The sequence below is a fragment of the Proteus columbae genome (assembly GCF_002777965.1).
GTDB classification, from domain to species: Bacteria; Pseudomonadota; Gammaproteobacteria; order Enterobacterales; family Enterobacteriaceae; genus Proteus; species Proteus columbae.
In genome coordinates, this window is record NZ_NGVR01000030.1 from 104,287 (window position 1) to 127,507 (window position 23,221).

The 23,221-nt window shown below is 37.7% G+C and carries 26 protein-coding genes, 1 tRNA gene and 1 pseudogene; 8 read left to right on the forward strand and 20 right to left on the reverse strand.

What is annotated here, in order from left to right; genetic code table 11:
* Positions 1-17 precede the first annotated feature (17 nt).
* The gene (gene tesA, locus CBE70_RS16250) at positions 18-647 is read right to left on the reverse strand and encodes a multifunctional acyl-CoA thioesterase I/protease I/lysophospholipase L1 (protein ID WP_100160143.1); all 630 of its coding nucleotides are present in this window, start codon (positions 645-647) and stop codon (positions 18-20) included.
* On the opposite strand from tesA, the gene ybbA reads away from it, so the two are divergent.
* Together ybbA and ybbP are read left to right on the forward strand one after the other, a co-directional pair.
* Complete coding sequence (gene ybbA / locus CBE70_RS16255; protein WP_100160144.1) at positions 618-1,304, forward strand: putative ABC transporter ATP-binding protein YbbA; 687 nt, start codon at positions 618-620, stop codon at positions 1,302-1,304. The two genes, tesA and ybbA, sit on opposite strands and share 30 nt — an antisense overlap.
* Positions 1,301-3,742 (forward strand): putative ABC transporter permease subunit YbbP, encoded by a 2,442-nt coding sequence (gene ybbP, locus CBE70_RS16260; RefSeq protein WP_100160145.1) that lies wholly within the window; start codon positions 1,301-1,303, stop codon positions 3,740-3,742. Before ybbA ends, ybbP begins: the two co-directional genes overlap by 4 nt.
* Before the next feature lie 87 nt (positions 3,743-3,829).
* Here ybbP and CBE70_RS16265 read toward each other — a convergent pair whose 3' ends face one another.
* From CBE70_RS16265 to ppiB, 7 genes are all read right to left on the reverse strand, one after another.
* Complete coding sequence (locus tag CBE70_RS16265; RefSeq protein WP_100160146.1) at positions 3,830-5,992, reverse strand: ornithine decarboxylase; 2,163 nt, start codon at positions 5,990-5,992, stop codon at positions 3,830-3,832.
* A 176-nt stretch (positions 5,993-6,168) separates the two neighbouring features.
* Positions 6,169-7,194: a mechanosensitive ion channel family protein gene (locus CBE70_RS16270; protein WP_100160147.1), complete on the reverse strand. Its 1,026-nt coding sequence runs from the start codon at positions 7,192-7,194 to the stop codon at positions 6,169-6,171.
* Between the two features lie 42 nt (positions 7,195-7,236).
* Positions 7,237-8,514 (reverse strand): MFS transporter, encoded by a 1,278-nt coding sequence (locus CBE70_RS16275; protein ID WP_100160148.1) that lies wholly within the window; start codon positions 8,512-8,514, stop codon positions 7,237-7,239.
* 123 nt (positions 8,515-8,637) lie between these two features.
* Positions 8,638-9,705 carry a 5-(carboxyamino)imidazole ribonucleotide synthase gene (purK, locus tag CBE70_RS16280; RefSeq protein ID WP_100160149.1) on the reverse strand — a complete coding sequence of 356 codons (1,068 nt, stop codon included), beginning with the start codon at positions 9,703-9,705 and terminating at the stop codon, positions 8,638-8,640.
* Positions 9,702-10,223, reverse strand: a complete 522-nt coding sequence (purE, locus tag CBE70_RS16285; protein WP_100160150.1) for a 5-(carboxyamino)imidazole ribonucleotide mutase — start codon at positions 10,221-10,223, stop codon at positions 9,702-9,704. The genes purK and purE overlap by 4 nt, the downstream gene beginning before the upstream one ends.
* A 134-nt stretch (positions 10,224-10,357) precedes the next feature.
* A complete protein-coding gene (locus CBE70_RS16290; protein WP_100160151.1) occupies positions 10,358-11,080 on the reverse strand; it encodes a UDP-2,3-diacylglucosamine diphosphatase in 723 nt (240 codons plus the stop codon).
* A 12-nt stretch (positions 11,081-11,092) separates the two neighbouring features.
* Entirely contained in the window at positions 11,093-11,587 is a 495-nt protein-coding gene (gene ppiB, locus CBE70_RS16295; RefSeq protein WP_006533972.1) for a peptidylprolyl isomerase B, read from the reverse strand.
* A 375-nt stretch (positions 11,588-11,962) separates the two neighbouring features.
* On the opposite strand from ppiB, the gene cysS reads away from it, so the two are divergent.
* Entirely contained in the window at positions 11,963-13,354 is a 1,392-nt protein-coding gene (cysS, locus tag CBE70_RS16300; protein WP_100160152.1) for a cysteine--tRNA ligase, read from the forward strand.
* 89 nt (positions 13,355-13,443) lie between these two features.
* Here cysS and CBE70_RS16305 read toward each other — a convergent pair whose 3' ends face one another.
* The 4 genes from CBE70_RS16305 to folD all read right to left on the reverse strand — a co-directional run bounded on the left by CBE70_RS16305 (position 13,444) and on the right by folD (position 16,806).
* The gene (locus tag CBE70_RS16305; protein WP_100160153.1) at positions 13,444-13,887 is read right to left on the reverse strand and encodes a hypothetical protein; all 444 of its coding nucleotides are present in this window, start codon (positions 13,885-13,887) and stop codon (positions 13,444-13,446) included.
* Positions 13,888-14,124: 237 nt separating this feature from the next.
* Positions 14,125-15,066, reverse strand: a complete 942-nt coding sequence (fruK, locus tag CBE70_RS16310; protein ID WP_099074707.1) for a 1-phosphofructokinase — start codon at positions 15,064-15,066, stop codon at positions 14,125-14,127.
* 651 nt (positions 15,067-15,717) lie between these two features.
* The gene (ybcJ, locus tag CBE70_RS16315; protein ID WP_023582608.1) at positions 15,718-15,930 is read right to left on the reverse strand and encodes a ribosome-associated protein YbcJ; all 213 of its coding nucleotides are present in this window, start codon (positions 15,928-15,930) and stop codon (positions 15,718-15,720) included.
* A gap of 3 nt (positions 15,931-15,933) precedes the next feature.
* Positions 15,934-16,806: a bifunctional methylenetetrahydrofolate dehydrogenase/methenyltetrahydrofolate cyclohydrolase FolD gene (folD, locus tag CBE70_RS16320; protein ID WP_100160154.1), complete on the reverse strand. Its 873-nt coding sequence runs from the start codon at positions 16,804-16,806 to the stop codon at positions 15,934-15,936.
* A gap of 189 nt (positions 16,807-16,995) precedes the next feature.
* Between folD and CBE70_RS16325 the strand changes: the two genes are divergently transcribed.
* Positions 16,996-17,072: transfer RNA gene (locus tag CBE70_RS16325), tRNA-Arg, on the forward strand.
* 76 nt (positions 17,073-17,148) lie between these two features.
* On the opposite strand, the gene CBE70_RS16330 is transcribed toward CBE70_RS16325, so the two are convergent.
* From CBE70_RS16330 to CBE70_RS16365, 8 genes and pseudogenes are all read right to left on the reverse strand, one after another.
* Positions 17,149-17,337 (reverse strand): helix-turn-helix transcriptional regulator, encoded by a 189-nt coding sequence (locus CBE70_RS16330; protein ID WP_099660096.1) that lies wholly within the window; start codon positions 17,335-17,337, stop codon positions 17,149-17,151.
* Positions 17,338-17,390: 53 nt separating this feature from the next.
* Positions 17,391-17,863, reverse strand: a pseudogene (locus CBE70_RS16335) (SAM-dependent methyltransferase).
* Positions 17,864-17,909: 46 nt separating this feature from the next.
* Entirely contained in the window at positions 17,910-18,620 is a 711-nt protein-coding gene (locus CBE70_RS16340; RefSeq protein WP_100160155.1) for a hypothetical protein, read from the reverse strand.
* A 73-nt stretch (positions 18,621-18,693) separates the two neighbouring features.
* Entirely contained in the window at positions 18,694-19,191 is a 498-nt protein-coding gene (gene ssb / locus CBE70_RS16345; protein ID WP_100160156.1) for a single-stranded DNA-binding protein, read from the reverse strand.
* Between the two features lie 58 nt (positions 19,192-19,249).
* Positions 19,250-20,077: a YfdQ family protein gene (locus tag CBE70_RS16350; protein ID WP_100160157.1), complete on the reverse strand. Its 828-nt coding sequence runs from the start codon at positions 20,075-20,077 to the stop codon at positions 19,250-19,252.
* A 65-nt stretch (positions 20,078-20,142) separates the two neighbouring features.
* Positions 20,143-20,517 carry a hypothetical protein gene (locus CBE70_RS16355; protein WP_006533955.1) on the reverse strand — a complete coding sequence of 125 codons (375 nt, stop codon included), beginning with the start codon at positions 20,515-20,517 and terminating at the stop codon, positions 20,143-20,145.
* 401 nt (positions 20,518-20,918) lie between these two features.
* Entirely contained in the window at positions 20,919-21,122 is a 204-nt protein-coding gene (locus CBE70_RS16360) for a hypothetical protein (RefSeq protein WP_100160158.1), read from the reverse strand.
* Positions 21,123-21,246: 124 nt separating this feature from the next.
* Positions 21,247-21,966, reverse strand: a complete 720-nt coding sequence (locus CBE70_RS16365; RefSeq protein ID WP_100160159.1) for a LexA family transcriptional regulator — start codon at positions 21,964-21,966, stop codon at positions 21,247-21,249.
* Positions 21,967-22,040: 74 nt separating this feature from the next.
* On the opposite strand from CBE70_RS16365, the gene CBE70_RS16370 reads away from it, so the two are divergent.
* The 4 genes from CBE70_RS16370 (at position 22,041) to CBE70_RS16385 (ending at position 23,221) form a co-directional block, all read left to right on the forward strand.
* Positions 22,041-22,274 (forward strand): transcriptional regulator, encoded by a 234-nt coding sequence (locus CBE70_RS16370; protein ID WP_006533952.1) that lies wholly within the window; start codon positions 22,041-22,043, stop codon positions 22,272-22,274.
* Positions 22,275-22,325: 51 nt separating this feature from the next.
* Positions 22,326-22,784, forward strand: coding sequence for a YmfL family putative regulatory protein (locus CBE70_RS16375; protein WP_099659595.1), 459 nt, complete (start codon positions 22,326-22,328; stop codon positions 22,782-22,784).
* Between the two features lie 88 nt (positions 22,785-22,872).
* Complete coding sequence (locus CBE70_RS16380) at positions 22,873-23,052, forward strand: hypothetical protein (protein ID WP_100160160.1); 180 nt, start codon at positions 22,873-22,875, stop codon at positions 23,050-23,052.
* Positions 23,042-23,221, forward strand: coding sequence for a DUF4222 domain-containing protein (locus CBE70_RS16385; RefSeq protein WP_017827295.1), 180 nt, complete (start codon positions 23,042-23,044; stop codon positions 23,219-23,221). Before CBE70_RS16380 ends, CBE70_RS16385 begins: the two co-directional genes overlap by 11 nt.

Consider the following 23,221-nt stretch of genomic DNA (forward strand, 5'->3'; position numbering starts at 1 on the left):
ACTACTGTCAGAATAGTCTAACGTGTTAAGTAAGGGGATAATGTTTCATCCATCCACTGCGCAATAAAAGGCTGAGCATCTTCATTGGGGTGTATGCTGTCATTTTGCATCCACTCAGGCTTATCAGCAATTTGCTCCATATAAAAAGGAAGTAGAGGAAGCGCATTGTCTTCAGCGAGTTTTGGATAGATCGCTGAAAATGATTGTGTATAACGTTTGCCGTAATTAGGTGAAATCATTATTTGCATAAAAAGTGGCGTTGCACCGGCATTTTTTACTTGTGTAATGATGTTTTGTAATGCTTCCTTTGTTTGTGCAACAGGGTATCCCTGTAAGCCATCATTTGCACCTAATTCAATTAAAACCCAACGTGGTTGATGCTGTTTTAATAAATCAGAAAGCCTATTTTGCCCCTGAAAGGCCGTTTCACCACTAATGCTTGCATTAACAACATTAATTTCAGGGTAGGTTGTTTTCCATTTATCAGCAAGGCGTTGTGGCCATGCACTTTCAATCGGAAGACGATATCCTGCACTCAAGCTGTCACCAAAGATTAAAAAGGTATCAGCAGCAATTGCCTTAAAGCTAAACATCATCATAACGATAAGGAAAAATGTATGTCGACGGAAAAGGTTCTTGAAGTTCATCAGTTAACCAAACAAGTAGGACAAGGTGATAGTCAGATCTCTATATTGCAGGGTGTTGAGTTAGTTGTCGAGCCTGCACAAACAATTGCGTTAATTGGTGAGTCAGGATCGGGTAAATCGACCCTGCTAGGGATCATCGCTGGATTAGATGATGGCAGCTCTGGCAGTGTGCATTTAATGGGAGAAGATCTCACAATAATGAATGAAGAAGAACGTGCCCTGCTGCGAGCCCAACATGTTGGGTTTGTTTTTCAATCATTTATGTTGATCCCAACATTGAATGCACTCGAAAATGTGCAGTTGCCCGCATTATTAAAAGGCGAGTCAGAAAAGCACAGTCATGCGCGTGCAGTTGATTTACTTAAGCTGTTAGGATTAGGCGAACGTTTATACCATATGCCAGCACAACTTTCTGGTGGTGAGCAACAACGCGTTGCATTAGCAAGAGCATTTTGTACTCAGCCAGCTATTCTTTTTGCTGATGAGCCAACAGGGAATCTTGATCGTAAAACGGGCGATAAGATTGCTGACTTGCTGTTCTCTCTTAACCGAGATTATGCAACAACATTGATTTTAGTGACTCATGATAATGAGCTGGCAGCTCGTTGCCAAAGACGATTACGATTAGTAGATGGACAACTTAAGGAGGAGTCATGATTTGGCGTTGGTTTTGGCGTGAATGGCGTTCTCCTGCACTATTAATTGTTTGGCTTTCTTTAGCGCTAGCGGTTGCTTGTGTGCTTGCTTTAGGGCGTATAGGTGATCGCATTGATAAAAGCATATATGCTCAAAGTCGTGATTTAATTGCTGGCGATTTAGTCTTACGTGCATCTTATCCCGTTGATGAAATCTGGCTTACAGAGGCGAAGAAAGAAGGGTTAACTCTCAGTCGCCAAATGCAATTTACCACGATGACTTATGCCCCTGAAGGCGATACACCACAGCTTGCATTGGTGAAAGCCGCAGATAATTTATATCCACTGTATGGTGAGTTAGAAACAGAGCCAGCAGGGTTAAAACCTGAAAAAGGCACTGCACTTGTTGGTGCCAGATTACTGGAATTACTTGATATAAAAGTTGGCGATAAAATTGATGTAGGTGATGCCTCATTTACTATTAGCGGTGTATTAATTCAAGAGCCAGACAGCGGGTTTAATCCTTTTCAAATCGCACCCCGTATTTTAATTAATCTTGATGATGTTGAAGCAACTGGAGCGGTGCAACCCGGAAGCCGCCTGACTTATCGCTATATGTTTGCAGGTAATGAGTCCGTAATTGATAGTTATCAGCAACGCTTTGACCCACTATTAAAACCCGATCAGCGTTGGAATAGTTTAAAACAAGATAGTGGAGCACTTTCACAATCAATGGAGCGTGCGAAAAACTTTCTTTTACTTTCAGCACTATTAACGCTATTGCTTGCTATATCGGCAGTTGCCGTTTCAATGGCTCATTATTGCCGTAGTCGTCATACCTTAATTGCGGTATTAAAAACGTTAGGTGCAGATAAACGTGCATTGAGAAAGTGGATTGTTGGGCAATGGGGCGTGATCCTCATTGGCGCAATTGTTGTTGGTTCATTAGTTGGACTTGTTTTTGAGGCAATACTGCTACAAATTTTAGCGCCAGTCTTACCTAAAAGTTTGCCTGAGGCGAGCTTTTTGCCATGGATATGGTCTGTGGGCTCTTTACTGTTAATTGCTTTATTAACAGGATTAAGGCCTTACTATCAATTAATGGCAACACAACCGTCCCGAGTATTAAGAAGTGATACTACGGCACCTATATGGCCTCTACGTTATTATTTACCAATAGTGGGCTTAATTATTGTTGGTGCTTTAACGCTTTTTGCAGGAACTGGCGTCTTACTCTGGTCAATTCTATTGGGTGTTGTTGTTATTGCTTTTTTACTTGGAATAATTGGTTGGTTAGGATTATGGGTATTAAAGCAATTTAAATTCCGCCAACTCAGTGCGCGTTTAGCAGTAACTCGTTTATTACGACAACCTTTTCAAACGATGACTCAGCTTGCTGCCTTCGCTCTTTCATTTATGTTGTTAACGCTTTTAGTCCTTATTCAAGGTGATTTACTCGAAAAATGGCAAAAACAATTACCAGAAGATAGCCCTAACTATTTTCTAATCAATATGTCTGCACCTCAAGTTCAAGAAATTAATATCTTATTGGCACAATATCAGGTTGAACCTACGGATGCATTCCCTGTGGTATTAGCGCGTTTAACACAGATTAATGAGCATAACGCCAAAGAGTGGGCTGATAAACGTGATGCTGGCAACAACACGGTTCGTCGTGAGCTTAACTTAACGTGGCACAATGAATTACCTAAAGATAACGTCATTGTTGAAGGAACTTGGCCACCTGTCGGTAATGGTGTTTCTCTTGATCAAGGCGTTGCAGAGCAACTCGAAATTAAATTGGGTGATGAATTAACTTTTGTTGGTGATACTCGTGAATTTAAGTCCATTGTTACTAGTATTCGTCATGTAGATTGGGAAAATATGCGTCCTAATTTCTTCTTTATCTTCTCTGAAGAAGGGTTAAGTAATCAGCCAGAAAAATGGATGAGTAGCTTTTATTACAATGGTGAAGGCGCGTTAATTACGGCGCTTAATCGGCAATTTCCAACTGTAAGTGTGTTAGATACTGGTGCATTAATTCAGCAAGTTCAACAAATCTTACAGCAAGTTAGTCGAGCATTAGAGATTATGGTTGGATTGGTAATGATCTGTGGTGCGTTATTGTTAGTTGCTCAAATTCAGGTAGGAATGACGCAACGACGCATTGAGCTGGTGGTGTATCGAACATTAGGCGCAGGTAAATCATTATTACGACGAACTCTTTGGGCTGAATTTGCATTATTAGGTTTAATGGCAGGATTAGCTGCGGCGATTGGCGCTGAGGTCGCATTAAGCTTATTACAAATATCGGTGTTTAATTTCCCTTGGCAACCGCAATGGGGAATGTGGATCACCGTACCTATTGTTGCGGCATTATTGCTTTCATTGTGTGGCAGTATATTAGGTGTCAGGCTGTTGCAAGATAAAGGGCAATATCGGCGCATTCAAGGCGAATAGTTGGAATAAATAAGGCTTATAAATAGAGTTAAATAAAATGCTGATGTGATTAAACATCAGCATTTTTTATGGGGAAAGATAAGACAGTTATTCTTTTATAACATAAGCATAAATTCGCTTACTGCCATCATTTTCATCATAAATATAAACCCCTTGAAGTTCAGTTGAAAAGCCTGGAAGCTGATTAATAGTGACTTCAAGTGCCTGAAAATAATGTAAAACAGCACCATCCCAAATTTCACCAGGTACAGCACATAAAACACCCGGCGGATAAGGTAATGCACCTTCAGCGGCAATTCGGCCTGCTAATTTATTTAAAGGTAACAATTCAACATTACCACGAACAAACTCAATATTAGCTTGTTGCGGACTTAGTGCTCGCTTAGGGAAGTGATTTTTTCTAAACATCTGTTTTTGCAGTAACTTGATATTGTATCTGACACAAATATTATGCATTTCCTGACAGAGCTGGCGCAATGTATAACCCTGATAACGAGATGGATAACGACGACAAACGGAAGGCAATATTTGTTCTAATGGCACATCTTCAACTAAGTGTTTTTCAAATTGAACAATCAAAGAGATTAAGCGATCAAACTTCGCTTGATGCTCTGCAGGAGTCAGCAAAAATAAGATTGAATTGAGGTCGCTTTTTTCAGGAATAACACCGTGCTCACGTAGATAATTTGCCAAAATAGATGCAGGCACACCAAAAGATTCATATTCCCCTGTATGAGGATCTATTCCCGGCGTTGTAAGCATTAATTTGCAAGGATCAACAAAGTATTGATTAGTGGCATAACCTTCAAATGAGTGCCAATTATCATTAGGAATAAAATTGAAAAAACGCTGATCGTGAGCGATTTCATCTGTGTCATGATCTTGCCAAGCAAGTCCATCAACTACTTCAGGAATAAATGGCTTAATAAACTGGCACTGCTTTAGTAATAATTTACGAGCTTCAATGCCTTGTTTTACGCAACTCATCCACATTGCTTCGCCACTTTTACCAGAATGCATTTTTGCATTGACATCAAGAGCTGCAAAAAGGGGATAGAATGGGCTGGTGGATGCATGCATCATAAAAGCATTATTCATACGTTTATGATTAACATAACGTGATTGCCCTTTAAGGTGAGCATCTTTTTTATGTATCTGTGAGGTTTGTGAAAACCCCGCCAATTGCTTATGAACTGATTGAGTGACAAGAATACCGGGATCGTCTTCATTAAGCGTTAGTAACAAAGGCGAACACTGTTTCATCATTGGAATAAATTGTTCATAACCCACCCATGCAGAATCAAATAAAATGTAATCACAAAGATGACCAATTTTATCGACCACTTGCCTTGCGTTGTAAATCGTACCGTCATAAGTGCCTAGTTGAATAACCGCTAAACGGAATGGGCGTTTATCGAATTGGCGTTCTGGTGCAATTTCTGCAATTTGTTTGCGCAAATAGTGCTCTTCAAAGCAATGAGCATCAATACCACCAATAAAGCCAAAAGGATTGCGAGCCGTCTCTAAATAAACAGGTGTTGCTCCTGCTTGAATTAGTGCGCCATGATGATTGGATTTATGGTTGTTTCTATCAAATAGCACTAAGTCATTTGGCGCCAATAAGGCATTTAAGGCAACTTTATTAGAAGAGGATGTTCCATTTAAAACAAAATAGGTTTTATCGGCATTAAACACTTGCGCTGCAAAAGTTTGGGCATCATAAGGCGCACCTTCATGAATAAGCAAATCACCCATTTCCACATCAGCATTACAGAGATCAGAGCGAAATAGATTTTCACCAAAATATTGATAAAATTGTTCGCCAACAGGATGGCGACGGAAAAACTCTCCACCTTGATGACCAGGGCAATCAAAAGCGACGTTTTTTTCGGCAACATAATTCACTAAGCGTGAAAAAAATGGTGTGGTCAGACTCTCTTCATATTGCTGTGCTGCTTTATTAATTAACGTACTATTTTTTTGATGTGCACTTTTATCCGTAATCACAATCCCTGAAACCTGATTAAGCAATTCAGCACTGATTGCATCATTGAGATTAACTGCAATAAATACGGGTAGTTGAAAGCCTGTTTGATGAATGCGATCTAATTCACCAGACTCAATATCTGACAATGACAACACTACTGCTGATACTTGCGTTAAATTTGCATCAACAATATCAACAATCGGACGTTCACAATAAAAATAGTGTGAAAGAGTAGGGTGACACGCCAACTTCATTTTTTTCATTATACTCGCGTTGTTATCAATAGAAGAATTGGCGAACAATATACTTGGTTGTGAATGTGATTGAAATAAATTAAAAGATAATTAAGGTGATTTATGCATTTGAAGTGCATAAATCACTATTTTAATGCGTGAGTGAATGGATAAGTCTATGAGGGAATAAACTTATCCATTTTCTATTATTGGGTAATTGGAGAGGTTTTTTCGACATAAAGCGTTTGAGATGGAAAGGCAAAATCAGCTCCATGTTTATGCACAATCTCAATTATCTTTAAATAGACTTCTTGCTGCGCTTCAAGCCACTGTGCCCATACGGTTGTTTTAGTAAAACAATACACCATGATATTGAGTGAAGAGTCTGCAAATTGGTTAAAATAGACCAATAACGTTTGCTGCGTATCGATTTTGTCATTTTGCATTAGCATGGTACGAATATCTTCGACGATAACACCAATTTTATCTGAATCTTCATAACGTAAGCCAATTTCAGATTGGATACGTCTATTCGTCATTCTTCCTGGGTTTTCCACACTAATTGAGGAAAAAATAGAGTTGGGAATATAAAGTGGTCGATGATCAAAAGTAATGATTTTGGTAATACGCCAGCCAATTTCGACTACTGTACCTTCAATATTACGGTCGGGAGAACGTACCCAATCACCAATATTAAAAGGACGATCGAAATAGAGCATGACACCAGAGAAAAGATTGCTTAATACATCTTTACTTGCCATGCCAATGGCGATACCACCTAATCCTCCAAATGTCATTAAGCCGGATAAGCTCATACCAAAATGCTCACCGAACAATAAAATAATAATGACAAATAGAGTGATTTTGAATATGCGAGAAATAATACGCGCAGAAGTAGGATCACTGCCTTTTTTAATTTGAGCTTGTTCTAGTTGGTTAATCAGTAAGAAAAACTTTCTCATTAAAATTAATGCAATGCCGACGTAAGTAAAGAAATTAATCATCCTAAAAGAGATAAAATGGAGATTAAAATCAACGACAGCCATTTCACAATATTGGCTTAAGATAATCACTAAACTACATAGGAAAATGGCTTGGCTAATATGAATAATAATATTTCGACGACGTTTTTTCTTTTTGTCATGAAAAAGAGATACGACGACAAAACCCACAAAACAGGCTAAAGCAATCCCTATACCTATTGAGTATTTTATTATTAATGCATCATTCATCAGCTTAACATCTCCTTCGAAAGTGCTTTTATATAGGTTTAATTACCTTGTTACTTTAGGTTCTTCTGGTTGCTCACTGGCATGCTGAAATTTAGGATAAACCGGTGGTTTCATAAACAGAGTGACCGCTAAAATCAGCAAAACAGGTATGGTTAAAATCAAGAATGCAGGTGTAAAACTACCTGAAATATCTTTGATTGCCCCAGCAAAGAAAGGCGCTAAACAAGCCAGTGTTGAAATTAAATTCATCACTGAAAATAGCTCAAGATAAGGGGAGCGACCAAAATAGTTAGCAAGCAATATACTTGATGCTAAGAACGTCATGCCATAACCAATACCAACACAAACCGTAAATAAGATCAGGTAAATCCAAGAATTAGCCATACTTAGTGCAAGTAACCCAATAATGATAATGCTTAAGCTTGCGATAAGTAATTTTTTAGGTTCTAACCATTCACCAATAGCTCCACCTGCTAAGCGTGAGAAAGCATTGATAAATGCCATACTACTTAATAGTGTTGCGGCAATAGTTTCACCAAAACCATTTTCAATAATATGTGCAACAGCAAAACTATTGACCGTGATCCCACACCATAAAAAAGCCGTGTAAGTCGCAGCAATAACATAAAATTGCCATGTTCTTAAAGCATGACGAGCTGTCCAAATCTCTTTAGTTTGATAGATACGTTTTGTGGTTTGAAGTTGGCTAATTTTTTTTGCGTGCTCTTGTTCTTTACTACCTTCGCGTAAAAATAGAATGGTGAGAAGAGTTACAACGGTGAGTGTGATCGCTGAAATAAGCCAGTGCATTCGCCATGTATGCCATAAATGGGTTGCTAAAAAGTAGATCCAAGGCCCAGCAACACCACCCAATCCACCAATGGTAAAATAGACACCAAAGGCAAAGGACTGTTTTTCAAATAAGCGGGAAATAACATAAGTGCCAGGTACGGTAGCCAGTAGTGTAAAACCAATACCTAACAGTGCAGTACCAAGAAAATAACGTGCAATGGTGTATGTTTCATAAAGAAAATAGAAACCACTGACAAAAATGATCAACCCAATAAGTAGTGTAAGACGAACACTTAATTTACGGATCAGTAATGTAGGTAAAAAACTCGCAAGACCGCAGGTTAATCCTAATAACGTAAAGCCGAGGCCTGCTTGAGTCCAGTTCCACTCTAGCTCGTTTATCATACTAGGAAGAACAACACCTAAAGAGGTAAATGTGGTTGCGGTAGCTAAAAAATACACAAAACCCAATAATATCAGCATACTCCACTGATAAGCGGGCCCAAAAATCTGTTGCGTGGCTTGCATCCTGACTCCATCAAATGGGTGCAGTAACCTGAATAATCAGGAGAAAATAGCGAATAACAGACCTCTTTATCTGAGGTCTGTTCGTTTAAAGGCTATTATTCTCTAACTTTATGAGTCGGACTGCTAGCTTAATTTTTCTAAAGCCCATTTGATAGGGTACTGATAGGCATCATCAAGCATTGAGCTTAATGATTTGAGTGTCTCTTTCAGGGGATGATTATCGCGATGCACAAGATTGAGGTGGCCCACTTTGCGAACAGGGCGAACTTCTTTTTCATACCAATGTAAATGAACTAATGGCAATGAAAGCCATTGAGGATTGATATCAGTACCAATCAAATTAACCATTACTGCAGGTTGGCAAACCTCTGGTTTTGGCATGGGTAAATCTAAAATTGCACGAAGGTGTAATTCAAACTGGCTAATTGAGGCACCATTTTGTGTCCAATGACCACTGTTATGAACTCGAGGGGCTAATTCGTTAATAAGTAATTTATTACCAACGATAAAGCACTCCATCGCCATTACACCGACATAATTGAGTTTATTAAGAATGGCAGTCAGCATTTTTTCTGCTGATTGTTGTAGTTCTGATGCAGGGGGTGGCAATGCAACACTCATGCGCAAAATGCCATCTTGGTGAAGATTGTGAGTTAAAGGGTAGAAAACACAGTTTCCGCTACAATCTCTTGCACCCACTAATGACACTTCGCCAGAAAAGGGAATACCTTGCTCAACAATACATTCACCATAAATTTCAGCAGGTAATTGCTGTTCTTCACCGGGATGAATGCGCCATTGACCGCGACCGTCATAACCACCAACTCGGCGCTTTACAATAATAAAATCACCCAGTTGAGCGAAGATATCAGGCCATTGTGTTGGTGACGTTAATGGTTGCCAAGGTGCCGTTGCTAAGTCCAGTTCATCGAGAAGTTGTTTTTGAGGCAATCTATCAGCAAGCAATGGAAAAATATCACGATTTACAAAGTTAGTATGACGTTCTAACTCTTTGGTGAGTGCAGTTTCAGGCCATCGCTCAATTTCAGCTGTGATTATACTTTTTTGATAGGGAACGGCTTCTGGCTCTGCATCTAATCCCACTGGATAAACCGCAATTCCCAAAGGCTCACCAGCTTGTCTTAGCATTCGCCCTAATTGACCATTTCCAAGAACACAAACTGGCTTCATAGTGCCTCCCTTGGATCAGGGTTATTTAATACATCGTCAGTTTGTGCTGTGCGCCATGCTGTTAGTGCTTCAAAAATAGTAGGAGAGTGTAACGCTAAAATTTGAGCGGCTAATAAAGCAGCATTGGCAGCGCCTGCTTTACCAATTGCTAATGTTCCCACAGGAATGCCTTTCGGCATTTGTACAATAGAGTAAAGGCTATCAACACCACTTAATGCTGCGCTTTGAACAGGAACGCCTAATACAGGAACGAGTGTTTTTGCTGCCAGCATACCCGGCAAATGAGCTGCACCGCCTGCTCCTGCAATAATGATATCAAAGCCATTACTTTTAGCCTGTTCTGCAAAGCTAAATAGCTTATCAGGGGTACGGTGTGCAGAGACAATCTCGACATGATAAGGAAGTTGTAGTGCGTCTAGTACATCAGCGGCATGAGACATTGTTGCCCAGTCACTTTTAGAGCCCATTACAATGGCGATACGAGCGGAAGAGGTATTTAGACCAACTTGAGAAGACATTACTTAACTGCTCCTGTAAGCATAAACGGATATAGCCTAATAAACTGAGCATGATAGTATCACGCTAACACGCATAGGAAAACGTTTGCGTAAAGAAAAAACAGCCTTTTTATAAAGAAAATAAGCAAAACAACTTAGAAGGGAAAGTGAATAAGTTCTATTTTTTCAGCAGTCACTTTAAACATAGAACCTTCAGTATGCCAAGCACCTAATACACCACGATAATGTATTTTATCATCAATGTTGACTGTATGAATTGCCGGGCGATGCGTATGACCGTGGATCATCCATTCTGTATTGAAATGTTTAAACGTGTCTATCACCGCTTGCGGGTTAACATCCATAATGGCATCTGATTTGTACTGATTTTCGTGCTGGCTACGTGAGCGCATTTTGTCAGCGATACGCAGTCGAATAAATAGAGGTAGTAGTGAGAATAAGCGCTGAATAAATTTATTATGTACTTTTTTACGATAGCGTTGATAAGCTTCATCATCCGTACAAAGCGTATCACCATGTAAAATTAAGATACGATGCTGTTCAATTTCGAGCACTTTTTCTTGTGGAAGTAAGGTGATACCACTCTCTTTTGCAAAACGAGAGCCAATTAAAAAATCACGATTTCCATGAATAAAATAGCAAGGCACCCCTGCCTTTTTTAGCGTCATCAGAGCTTGAGCAATTTGCTGATGTAAAGGATTGGGATCATCGTCACCTATCCAAAAATCAAAAAAGTCACCTAAGATATAAAGTGCTTTTGCATGAATGGCTTGTTCTTTTAAAAAGCGAAGAAAACCGGCAGTGATTGCCGGTTCATGTTCACTTAGATGCAGGTCTGCAATAAAAAGCGTACACATAAAAAGTGAGGCTTATTCGCTAACTGTTACACTTTTAATGACGATATCTTCACGAGGAACATCTTGGTGGAAACCGCTACGACCTGTGGAAACAGCTTTAATTTTATCAACAACATCCATGCCTTCAACAACTTCAGCAAAGACACAATATCCCCAACCATTTGCATTTTCAGCACGGAAGTTTAAGAAATCGTTGTCTGCAACGTTGATAAAGAATTGAGCAGTAGCAGAATGTGGATCATTTGTACGAGCCATTGCTAATGTACCGCGGTTGTTTGCTAGGCCATTGTTTGCTTCGTTTCTTACAGGTGCTTTGGTCGCTTTTTGGTTCATACCCGGTTCAAAACCACCACCTTGGATCATAAAACCATTGATGACACGGTGGAAAATAGTGTTATCGTAGAATCCTTCTTTACAGTAGTCTAAAAAATTTTCTACGGTTGCAGGTGCTTTGTCTGCAAATGTATTAATCACGATATCGCCGTAATTGGTATGAAAAGTAACCATATTCAGATCCTAATATAATTTTAGCTTTACCCAGATTTGGGCATAAACAACAGTCCCGTTTTTATATCACAGTTGCCTAATTTAGTCAGTATGCATCTTTTTCTCGCTCTACTTTTTCTTGCTAAATAAATCAGTAATAGAAGGAAAAAACACTTTTCGCCAAAATTTAGCCAAATAATAGAAGTTTGATTGTTCACTATCAATGATTGAACAGTGAAAATAAGCGCTAAGCAGAGTAAGATAAAAACCTTAATCTTGAGTTTGCTTTGCCTTCAAGATCCAATATCCTAATTAATATCATGTTATAGTAGTAGTTATTTTCTTTTATATAAAAACGTAATAAACACGTACAGTTGAAAACGGGAACGTCCACTGATGCTAAAGATTTTTAATACTCTCACTCGCCAAAAAGAAGAATTTAAACCTATTCATGCAGGAAAAATAGGTATGTACGTGTGTGGCATCACTATTTATGACTTATGCCATATTGGTCATGGACGTACATTTGTGGCTTTTGATGCCATAACCCGTTATCTGCGTTACTTAGGATACGATGTTAACTATGTTCGTAACGTAACGGATGTGGATGATAAAATCATCAAACGTGCGATTGAAAATAATGAAACATGTGAGCAATTAACCACTCGTATGTTAGCTGAAATGCACAAAGATTTTGATGCATTAAATATTGCTCGCCCTGATTCAGAGCCTCGTGCAACACACCATATTGCAGAAATTATTGAATTAACAGAAGCGCTAATTAAACGTGGACATGCTTATGTTGCCGACAATGGTGATGTGATGTTTGCGATTGATACCGATCCTGATTATGGCTTACTTTCTCGCCAAGATTTAGAGCAACTACAAGCTGGTGCTCGAGTTGAAGTGGCTAATGTAAAACGCAACCCAATGGATTTCGTCTTATGGAAAATGTCCAAACCGGGTGAACCAAGCTGGGAATCTCCATGGGGAGAGGGGCGTCCGGGTTGGCATATAGAATGTTCTGCGATGAATGGTAAAGAGTTAGGACATCATTTTGATATTCATGGTGGTGGCTCAGATTTAATGTTCCCTCATCATGAAAATGAAATAGCGCAATCAACTTGTGCCCATGATGGCCCTTATGTTAATTACTGGATGCACTCTGGTATGGTGATGGTAGACAAAGAAAAAATGTCTAAATCACTTAATAACTTTTTTACTATTCGTGATGTATTGGCTTATTACGATGCTGAAACGGTGCGTTATTTCTTATTATCAGGCCATTATCGTAGTCAACTTAATTACACTGAAGAAAACTTAAAACAGGCTCGTACTGCATTAGAGCGCCTCTATACTTCATTACGTGGCACTGATGCAAATGCACAGCCAGTGGGTGGCGAAGCATTTGAAGCGCAATTTATTGATGCTATGAACGATGATTTCAATACACCAGAAGCTTATTCAGTCTTGTTTGATTTAGCGCGTGAAGTTAATCGTCTAAAATCGGTTGATATGAATGCAGCGAATGGCTTAGCCGCAGTATTACGTAAACTTGCTAAAGTATTAGGTTTGTTAGAGCAAGAGCCTGAGTACTTCTTACAAAGTGGTGCTAAAGCGGATGATGCTGGTGAAGTTGAAAAAATTGAATCATTAATTCAACAGCGTAACGATGCTCGTAAAAATAAAGACTGGGCAGCAGCTGATGTTGCTCGTGATGCGTTAACAGCGATGGGGATTGTTTTAGAAGATGGTCCTCAAGGAACAGTTTGGCGTCGTAATAATTAATACAACAATTGAGTAATTACACTTAATGCGTGTTTAATATAAAAATATCGGATATTAAATATCCGATATTTTTTTGTCTGATGATTAACTTATTGACTAATAATACGGGTTTCTCTTTCGCTATCTTTTTGTTTATCTTCAAAATAAGCAATTACATTTTCAGAGAAAAAGAGTCGATGTGTTAAAATAACGACAATAGAAAAAACAACAAAGCCAACTTCAGACATATTTGTTAATGACATCGAGATACTAAGTATAAAAAAGAGCGAAATAGATAAACATACCCATGAGATTTTTAAAAAAGAGTAAGCATTTCTACTATTTCTAGCTAGTTTTATCCATGCTGTAACTTGCATTATCATTGTTATAATTAGACATAGCATGATGGACAATCCCAATAGCATTGTTTGACCGCCACCCATTGCCATTGCTAATAAATAAATCGGTGCCCCAGCAACTAATATAAATAAACTTACACCTAAAAATAATACTGAAATAACTTGGATCCATAAAAGTACTATGGGCCTTTCCATAACTTCTCCTAAAAACAGAAATAAGTTTTTATTGGCTTTAGAATATCTTTATTAATTTTTATTAAAGTGAAGTTTATCGAATAAATAGAAAAAATAAAGTTTGATTTAATAATAAATAAATATTAATCAATTAAAGAGATTCTATTTTGGATTTTTTATAACCTAGCGTTAAAATATTTAATTGAGGCAGTGGTAATTCTACTTAATATTATTCAATTTACCACTGAGTGTTATTACTTATAATTTTAGAGGGGTTAATTCTACTTCTGCCATCATTTTTGCTAATTGTTCGCGATCATGAATACCAACATTGGTTTGGCTCACAGCAAGTGCAGAAACGGCAGTCGCTAGACGTAAGGTGTGTTCGCTGGTTTGTCGCATCATTAAACCATAAATTAAGCCACCAACCATTGAATCTCCAGCTCCGACTGTACTTACGACATCACATTTAGGTGGTTTCGCCATCCATGCTCCTGATGCATTAACCCACATCGCGCCTTGTTCACCTAATGAAATTACAACGTGAGCAATACCTTGCTGACGTAATGCTTGTGCCGCTTGCACAACATCAGAAAGTTCAGGTAAAGGTCTACCTGCCCAAATCTCTAATTCGTGATGATTAGGTTTAACAAGCCAAGGGGAGGCTTTTAATCCAGCGACAAAAGCATCTCGGCTACTGTCGAAGATCAAACACATACATTCGCTACGTAAGCGAGTCATCCATGCAGTGAAATCATTGAGATCAACGCTAGGAGGAACACTACCACTGACACAAATCATATCAAATTGACCCGCCCAACTTAGCGTGTCGTTAACAAAGCGAGTCCAGTCTTGTTTTGTGATTTCAAAACCAGAAAAGTTGAAGTCAGTCACTTTACCATTAGGTTCCGTGAGTTTGACATTAATACGAGTTCGGCCTTCAACCATTTGAAAACGATTGGCGATACCAGAGTCACTAAACTCTTTTTGGAATCCATCTTGGTTTTCTTTACCTAAAAAACCCCCAACAGTGACATCAACACCAAGGCTTTTTAAAACTTTAGCCACATTGATGCCTTTACCCGCAGCATGAAAGCCAGCCGTTTTAACACGATTAACTTCACCAAGTTCAATAGGATTACTTAAACCAACAAGATCATATGCAGGGTTAAGTGTGATGGTTGCTACTCTGCGTTTCATGCTAGTTCCTTACCTTAAATAAAAGAACAGGCATCGATTTTTGCTGTAATTTAGCAAAGACAGAGATACCTTGAGTGGGTAAGCCGAGCATAAAATCTCCTGTTAGATAAAGGGCAAAAAAGACTTAAATATCACAAAATAACAACTAAAATAGTATCATTAGGCTGAATCGTTTCAAATTATAACCTGTAATTTAGTACAAACAATGTTCTTTTGCCTAATGAAAGTAGAAATAAATTAGATCTAAATCACATTTTAGTGCATTTAAACATGAATAAACGAACAAAAGTATCAATAAAAAGGTTTGTTGCTGAAGTTTTACAGTAATGGTTAAAAAGTGTTATCCATATATAAAATAATAACTTATAGCACTTCTTTTTATCTGTTTTTTTATAAAATGTACAATTTGCTGAACTGTGAAAGGAGATTATAACCATAGATAAGCTTAAAAATGATGATCTAAATTTAAACACATTAAATTAAATTTAATAATTTTGTTTTTATTCAAATGGTTATGTTGATTTATTTTTTTAAATATAAATAAATAAGAAAAAAGAGGAAGAAAAAGCGTATTGAAGGTAAAAAAGGATTAAAAAGAAAAAAAGCGAGGCTGAGATAGCGACGCTTTTTCAATATTAATTAATTTGCTGATTATTTGCTGACGCTAACGGAAAACTCACCAAAGGTGACAACTTTTCCAGCAACAATTTTACAGCGTTTACGGGTTTCAACTTCACCGTCAACACTTACTAAACCTTCAGCAATGACACTTTTAGCAGCAGCTCCGCTTTCAGTCCAACCTTGAAGTTTTAATAAATCACAAAGCTCGACATAGTCGTGCCCATCTAATTGAAATGTTTCCATCGATTAATTATTTCCTATTTCAGGGTCGTGATATTCTTCGCATGCTTGCAAAGTATTTTGAATAAGAGTGGCGACTGTCATTGGACCTACACCACCAGGGACGGGAGAAATCCAGCCTGCACGTTGAGATGCTGCTTCAAAATCAACATCCCCGACAACTTTACCACTTTCAAGACGGTTTATACCGACATCAATCACGATTGCACCCGGTTTAATCCACTCACCAGGAATAAAGTTAGGTTTACCTACTGCCACAACGACTAAATCCGCGTGCTCAACATGAAAACGCAGATCTTTAGTAAAACGGTGAGTAACTGTTGTTGTACAACCCGCAAGTAATAGCTCTAAGCTCATTGGGCGACCAACAATATTTGATGCACCAATAATAACGGCATTTAAGCCATTCATAGGAATATTACAACGCTCTAGTAGTGTGACAATACCGCGAGGTGTGCAAGGGCGTAATTTAGGTGCACGTTGGCATAGGCGGCCGATATTGTAAGGGTGAAAGCCATCGACATCTTTATCAGGATGAATGCGTTCTAAAACCTTAACATTATCAATTCCGGCAGGTAAAGGGAGCTGAACGAGGATACCATCAATAGTGTTGTCTTCATTAAGCTGGTCGATTAGATTTAATAAATCTGCTTCACTGGTAGTATCTGGTAAATCATAAGAGTGAGAAATAAAACCGACTTCTTCACAAGCGCGGCGTTTACTTCCAACATAAATCTGTGATGCAGGGTTATCACCCACTAAAATAACAGCTAAACCAGGCGCTCGTTTTCCTGCATTAATACGTTGTTTTACTTTTTCTGCAACTTCGCTTCTGATGGTCTGCGCAATCGATTTCCCATCTATAATTCTTGCTGACATCTATACATCCAAATTATTCAATTACGGTATTGGTCTATTTTGTCAGATCAAGAGCAATCTGTCAGTCGAATACTTGCCATATTTTGACCATATAGTTTGATATCGTTGAAAAAGCGTTGACTCTCAGAATGTTGAACGTATAATTCACACCCGTTATCAGCACTCTTGCTGACGTCTAAGTTCTTCTAGGCGCCCTTAGCTCAGTTGGATAGAGCAACGGCCTTCTAAGCCGTAGGTCACAGGTTCGAATCCTGTAGGGCGTACCATTTAAAATCAATGAGTTACGAGATTTTAAAAAGAAACCCGCAAGAGATGCGGGTCAAGTAACGGGTCAAGTTAGCATTATAGCTTTTCACTTCTAACCCACTCTTCATAGACATGTTCTGGCCAGCCTAAAAACGTACCACCTTTTGTTTTTTGTGGTTTTGGGAATTCCTTTCTCTTTGCATACATTCTCCATAACGTAGTTTTGCTTTTCCCTGTCAATTGAACCATTTCTTTCATTTTTATATATTTTATTAGTGCTGACATATTTTCTCTCCACACTGTCCGTACACAGTTTAAATAATGCTGGTGGTAATTATTTACTGATTTCCTTTATAGAACGCCATCCAATGTGTTTTATCGTTTTTCCCTACACGCTGAACGGCAGTTGGTTTTTCATTAGTTAAAGCTAATATTTGTTTAACGGGTATTTGAGTTTCATTCCACTTAAACAATAAGGTTCCATTTGGCTTTAACACACGAAATGCTTCAGTAAATCCTTTTTTTAAATCTTCTTTCCATGAATTTTTATTTAACGAACCGTATTTTTTAAACATCCAGCTATTTTTACCTACTCTAATTAAATGAGGAGGTCAAACAGCACCTGATAAAATGTATTATTAGGAAATGGAAGATTTTTAAAATCAGAAATAATATCTGGTGTTATATTTAAAATTCTCCCGTCACATAAAATATGTTCTTCGGCTCTAATATCATTAAATAAAACACGGTTATCTTGTTTATCAAAATAAAACATACGAGAGCCACAACACATATCAAGTATCGGTTTCATAATATCCTCTGGACTTAAATATAAAATCCTCTGATAGTGTAAGGTTTTATAATTCGTCGAAATATAATTTAAAGTCATTCTCTATATCTGATAAGAATAATAGAGAGTCTTCTAAATTTATTGTGTTTAAGAACTCCGTTGCGTCTTGCTTGCTATTTCTTTGTTTTATTTTAATAATTAAATTGTCAATAATTATTTTTGATTTTGAACTAAAATCATATAAATAATAATAATTTAAAGATATTATTGGGTTTGATGATGTTGAGTTTGCATATATTAGAGATAGTGAGTCTATATCAAATTCGTATATTGTTGCATTGCTTATTTGTTCATTTTTTGAATCTAATGCTACAAATGCATATATATTTTCACCAATAATAACATCAACATATCTACAATTTTCATCATTAATTAATTTTTTAAATTCAATTAATTGCTTTGTTATTATTATTAATTTTTCAGTGTAATTTTTGAATATGTTAAAATATGCTTCTGTTAATTTTCTATCCTTGATTTTTTCTAAAATTTCCAAGTCTTTCCTTTGTCTAAAGTAAATAATAATTGTTGTAAATAAACCCAATGCGGATAAGAAAGCAAATACTGTAGATAAATAAGAAAAAACAATGCTTAACTTTTCTTTATCTTGTGCATCAGTGGCAAATATATCAATAATGAAGATGCCAAATATAATTAAAAATATTAATGATATTGATATCCAAAAAATTAAGCTTTTAATTCTTTCTGATAATGTAATCATAGCGTGTTCCAAGCGTAAATATCAGAATCATACTCACATCCGTGTGACTAATCTACTGTCGAAAGTTCCCCTTCTAAAGCATATTAATAAAATATCGTGGATACATAAGTCCAATTGGAGCAAAAGGAATATCATCTTCAAAATCCATTGGTGGCTGATTACTTTGGGCTTGAGGTTGAGCTGGTAGTTGGTTTTGCTGTGCCGGTTGTGATCCTGCTGATTTACTAGCACCGCCTAACATCTGCATTGAACCGCCAACCTTTACAGCAATTTCAGTTGCATAGCGTTTAACGCCGTTATCATCCCACTCGCGCGTTTGTAGTTGGCCCTCAATATAAATTTGAGAGCCTTTGCACAAATAGCCACTTGCGATATCTGCCAGCTTTCCAAACAAAACAACACGATGCCATTCTGTTTTTTCGCGATTTTCACCCGTTTTTTTATCACGCCATTTTTCACTTGTGGCCACAGCTAAATTGGCAACAGCACCACCAGAAGGCAGGTAGCGAATTTCAGGATCGCGCCCTAAATTGCCGATAAGAATTACTTTGTTTACTGATCCGTTAGCCATTTTCAGTTATTCCTATTTGAGTAATATCGCCACCAATAAGATGGCGATTAATTAATAATTAAGCTGAAAATTTGCCAATGAATGTTTCGATTTCACTTTCATCGAATTCATCACAAAGCAGATTGCGAAACTCTTGAGCAATTTGTTCTTCAAGGTTTTCAAGTTGAACAATACGGAGCACTAAGGTAGGAACATCACCGCCAGTAAGTACGCTATAACGCAATTTAATGTTACGTTCTTTTAACTCGTCATACGGAGTGCAGGTGAACTGGAATGCTGTTGGCATAACATCTTTGCTTCTTGCTTCAACATTTTCTAATACTGAACGTTTGGCACTAAAATCGTGATCTTCATGTTCAGCAGAGCGTGTTGATTCAATCGTAATACGGCGAACAGCAGAAATAGCTTGTTTGATATCTAGAACATTACCGTCAGCATCGAACGCCATTAAATAATCACGCCAGTCTTCTAACCATTCCGCTAATTCTTTTTGACGATGTTTGACACCATCAATTTTTAATAGTGCTGCGAATGGGGCTGTTTGTTTTAATTTCACAAGAGCCGTATTATCAGCATGACCAGGCTCACCAATTGTGCCGATATTGAAAATAGTTTTGGCACTCATTTCATTGGCATCAATAAAGCAGCTAACACCTTCATCAATTGCATTCTTGATTGAGTATTTAACAAAATCACTGATGCTTGTTGTTTTCATTTCACCACGGAAACGGAAGCGACCTTCTTGTAAGTTTTCTAAACTACTTACTTTAAAGTCATTAGGAAGAACAATGGCAGGGCAAAGAGACTTCTTTATTGCATCGAGACTTAATGAAGCCACCGCCATATTTTGAATTTGCGAAATAGCATTACCGTCTAATTGAGACATGAATAAACTCCTACTTATTTAAAAGCATTAAATTAAATGGATAGGTTTAATTAAAAATAAGGAAACTAATTAACGGATTTTAATTTCCCGTCGGGCTGACCCTGCAAAGAAAATAATTGACCTTGGTCTTCTTGCATAATGGTCAACTTACCACCTTTACCCACGTACATTGGTGTTTTGGTGGTGTCTTCTTCGGCCCGTTTCCCGCGTGGTGTTGGTGCAGAGAATTTAAGTTTATGAGTTATTTCAACTCGTTTTTCTTCCATTGAATTACTAAGGCGAGCAATATCTAATTCAATAGTGACTTTGCCTTTTCCACCATTATTTAAAACGCCTAAAGCCACATCATTTAAAACAGCAGAGACTTTATTTTCAAAAACGCCAGCGTCCAATTCGGAAAGAAAGTCGGGAACATTTGTCTTACGATCTTCTTGGCTCATTTCTATAACCTCACGTTATCACTTCACACAATAAGAAAGGGCACTAGCGAGTTGACATAATCCTGATAAGACATTTCACAAGTAATGCCAGTACCCTTGCTTATTGAGTTAGTTTTAGTGATTTGTGGTTAACACCGAGCCGCTATACTCGCTTATTTCCTGAACGCTCTGTTTTTTGTATTGGCTACCCTATTTGTAGCTCAGTCGATTTATCAGGTCTTATCACATTACCAGCGTTGCATCTCGCATGAGAACGCTAACCACCAATCCTAAAACTAACTTTATAAAAATGGCTGACTGAGCAGAACATTATCACCACACCCCCGTTAATAGTTTAAGACTCAGCCAGCCATTGTTTCTCTTCACACGTTCTCTTCACACGTTCTCTTCACACATAAAAATCATTTTCTTTGGGTCTGAATAGCACTTTTATTTGCGTACTCTGCTATTTCAGCATCCAGTTTTGCTAGTTTATCCACCAGCTCTTCACGTCTTGTGTTTAGCTCACCAAGAACTTTAATCGACGATAGTTTCTCTTTCATCCAATCAACAACATCTGCATCAGTGAAATTTGCTGGAGGTATGATTGTTGGTTCAGTTGTCATAGTTATTCTCTTCACACAGTTTATTTCGCTTTAGAAATAGAATGCAACTAAAAGTAGATATTGTCAACAACTAAAAGTAGAAAATAGGGGCGTAAAAAAACCAACTTTTAGTTGGTTTTAATGTTTATGCGAATTGTTTAAACGACATCGGTAGGCTTCTTATAAGTTTTCCATGAAAATAAACTTCATGTATTTCATTGTCATCGATAAAAAAGGGTGGATAAAAGTCATTGTCTGATATTACAGCTAACTTTCTACCTTTAACGCGTTGTAATCGTTTAATAAAGGTAGAATCTTCAAAGTTAAAGATATAAATACCATCACCATTGAATTGATTTATTTTGGTATCTATAAAAAGTAAGTCTTTAGGATTCAGTGTTGGAGTCATACTATCGCCATCAACATTGATGATCATTACTCCATCTAAATTACTGCGACCAAACAACTCATAAACACGTTCTTGAGGTATTTCTATTGACCTAACAACCTCTGGAAATGGGTTATTAACATAACCATTGCCAGCTGATGCAAAAGCTTCAATTTGTCTAACTATGGCCGTGTCTTTATTAAATTCATTTTTAGGATCAGTTTGTAGACCGACTCCATAATCAAGATATGCTGGGGTTGAAAAAACGGTTTTAGCAACTAATTCCATCTTATCATCTCTAGGTTTGGCTGTGCCTAATGTATATCGACGCGCCATTTCATAAGACACGCCAACCTGTTCGGACAATTGCCGAATATCTACATTAACCTCTTTCATTCGCTGGGTTAGTCGTTTAGCGAAACTATCATATTTGTTATTTTCTACCATAAGTAGAATTCTATCTACCAATCCTGTCATTGTCATTTCTATTTTAAGTTGTTTTATTTGTCTACTTTAAGTAGTATTGGTGTATTACTTAAGGAGAGGCATTTATGCACCAAGAAAATTATACAGAAAAAGCAATTAGAACAATTGGAGTGCCGTCTGCGGTATCTCGAATGTTTGGCTTTAATTCCCCTCAGTCAGTTTTTAACTGGATTAAAAATAACAAAGTACCAGCAGAGCGAGTGATCCAATTATGTGAGTTGGGTGGTTGGGTTGTATCACCTCATCAATTGCGCCCAGATCTCTATCCAAATAAAACCGATGGTCTACCAAAACAATAACAAAACCGTTTAAAGCAGTTAACTACAAGAATTTATCAATGGTGGTAGGAAATGAGTAACCAATCAATAAAACAGGTAGTGAAAGAAATGTGTGAGGCGACAGCTGGTGGGCGTGAGGCAATGGCTGGAGCACTTGGTCTGTCTTTAACATCATTCAACAACAAGCTTTATGAGAAAAATGGTTGTCGCTCATTTGATTTAAATGAGTTGTTAGCGATGCAAGATATTTCAAAGACCGTTTTATTTGCTGAATTTGTCGCGCGTGAATCAAATCGCTTACTTGTGGACAGGATCAGTCCTGCGGAACTTGACGAAACGGAATTGTTTGTACTGCGTAGTGGTGTTGACGAAATGCAGGGGCGTTTAGCGTTATTCATGAAAGATAGCTTGGCTGATGGCGTTATTGATAACGAAGAAGAACAGAAAATAAAAATGATGCTGGATGGATTAATTTCACAGATCCGCACATTTATGAATGCGTTTGTTTCGTTGCATCAAAAGAGAAATTAAAGATGGCTATATCCAGAAAGGGTGAAGCCAAAGGTGTACGGCCTCTGGCTTCGGTTCGCAAATTTCAATTGTGTGAAGAGAAATTAGCATGAGTAGATTATCAAACTTAGCATGCCGTACGCAAGTACGGGCTTCAATGCGTGATGGTCGTTTTGTCTATGAAATTAAAGTACCAGAAGGCTATGAAGAAACAAACTACCAATTTATGCGTTGGCTGGTAGATGATTTCAATTTGAATCGTGGATTAAAGGTGGGCAATGAACAATGAGAACCCAAACCAACTTGATCGCTACTACAAAAATCACAGGGGTATTGTTGTTCATGTTGTTCGTTATGACAGAGAAAAACAGCGCGTTATTTTTATGCTTGATGGTTGTGACGACCCACAGTGTGAACCTGTACAGCGTTTTAAAGAGAAATACACCAGAGTTAAATAG